The 1,884-nt window shown below is 64.3% G+C and carries 1 protein-coding gene; it reads left to right on the top strand.

Annotated elements, in window-relative coordinates:
- Positions 1-959 precede the first annotated feature (959 nt).
- Positions 960-1,778, top strand: a complete 819-nt coding sequence (locus tag C474_RS12960) for a rolling circle replication-associated protein (RefSeq protein WP_004045523.1) — start codon at positions 960-962, stop codon at positions 1,776-1,778.
- Positions 1,779-1,884 lie beyond the last annotated feature (106 nt).

The raw sequence follows: 1,884 nt of genomic DNA, 5'->3' as shown, positions 1-1,884 counted from the left end.
GCGAGGTGAGAGGTGCCGGGTGGGGTCCCCCTAGACACCGTTATAGGTCCCTGTGGTGGGTGGTGGGGTCGGTTCGATTTTCGGCGACCCTTGCGCCGTCCTGCGATTAGGGAGCGGAGGGGCGAGTGATTGTGGTGGGAGAATCGCAAGACGGCGGTAAGTTGTGGCGGTTCAGACAGGGGTATCCTTACGCCGTCCTGCGATTGTACGGATAGGGCCGGGATTCGACAGGGGGAAGAATCGCAAGACGGCGGTAAGTTGTGATGGGTGATACTCCGGGGCGATCGGCGACCCCTGCGCTGTCATGCGGTTTCGGGTTCTGTCTGGCTATGGTTAGAACTGCTAATAACAATATGTGGGCGTGTTGGTAGTATCGGGATAGGTAGATGTTCTGCCGGGGTGAAAGGTCAGTATTCTTTAAGGGGCTAGTCGTTCTCGTCGCAGTCAAAGCTACGCAACGTGAGTGAATGCCCGGAGAAGGCCCGGGCGACGGACGATTCCACCGGACGCGATTTGTGGCAGAATCGCCCGGTGGAAACCTCTTGGCCGGAGGGTTCGTCCTCGCTCTGTCCTCTCTCAGCCGAGTCAGTAAGTGTTTCGACGGTTCACGGAAACGCTCGGTCTGGACGACTAAGCGCCGATCCACCGCAAGGATCGGGCGATCTTGATTTGCCCGAGAGCCGGCGTACCCGGCTCGAGGGCCGCCCGATCCGCACGCCCCCGACCGGCGGGAGGGGGCTATCTTGTGCGGTGGCGGTGCGGCGGCGGTGCGGTCTTTACTCGACGCTAGTTAGAACAACTCAAGAGCCGCTATGCTTCGCCAATTCAGGCGTTCCACCGTGCGGTGCGGTAGAAGACGTGCCGGTGGCTATGGTGCGGTGCGGTGCCACCGGCTCGTCTTCGTCGCGGTCGTCGGATAGTGCCGCCCCAGCTGGGCCGGACGTGCTGTCGGGCCACTCGTGGAGCAGCTCGCGATCGCGTCGGTCGGGGTGGTCGGAGTGAGCGCGGATCCCGTCGACGGCGAGGTCGAGTTGGATGAGCAGTCACGGCTCGGTCGGGACTGGGATTGCGGGCCGGATCGGGAGCGGCCGGACTGCCGGAAGGACTTGGCGCACCTGAAGTACCAGACAGAATCGGGGGAACAGGCGTCGTACCGTTGCGGTTCGTGGGACTGCGAGTGTTGCGGCCACCGGCTGAGGATGGGACTGATCGAGGAGATAGAACGGATCACGGAGGAGCGCCCGGAGATGCGTCGGTTCCTGACGCTCACAGTGGACCGCAGAGCGCCCGCGTCGAAGGAGGAGAAGCACGAGTACATCACCGATCGGTGGAACGCGCTGAGGACGGAACTGAGGGACCGCTATCCAAACCTGTCGTATCTGTGGGTGCGGCACGAGGGAGACGAGCGGGACCGGCCGCACCTGCACCTGCTCGTGGATCGGTTCCTGCCGCAGCGGGAACTGTCGCAGTTGGCCGAGCGCGTCGGCCTCGGCCGGGTGGTGGACATCCGGCGGGTGGACGCACGGAACGCGGCGCACTACATCAGTGCGTACCTCGGTCGTGGCTCGCTGTCGTTCCTGCCGTCGGGGTCGCGGCGGTACGGATCTAGCGCCGACGTCGATCTCGATCCACGCGATCCGGGCGGCGACGATCGTGACGGCAGTGCGCTCGAGGAGGACTGGTCACTGATGGCGTGGGATCCGATCGTCGAGGACTGGGTGTCGGCTGCGTCGGGAGACTTCCGGCGCGACGAGGATAGAGGACCGCCACCAGACTAGATCGGTCGGTCCCACCGCGAGGTGAGAGGTGCCGGGTGGGGTCCCCCTAGACACCGTTATAGGTCCCTGTGGTGGGTGGTGGGGTCGGTTCGATTTTCGGCGACCC

Source organism: Halogeometricum pallidum JCM 14848 (assembly GCF_000337095.1).
In the GTDB taxonomy this organism is placed as follows: domain Archaea; phylum Halobacteriota; class Halobacteria; order Halobacteriales; family Haloferacaceae; genus Halogeometricum; species Halogeometricum pallidum.
The sequence above is the reverse complement of the archived record's forward strand: the minus strand, read 5'-3'. Positions and strand labels throughout refer to the sequence as shown.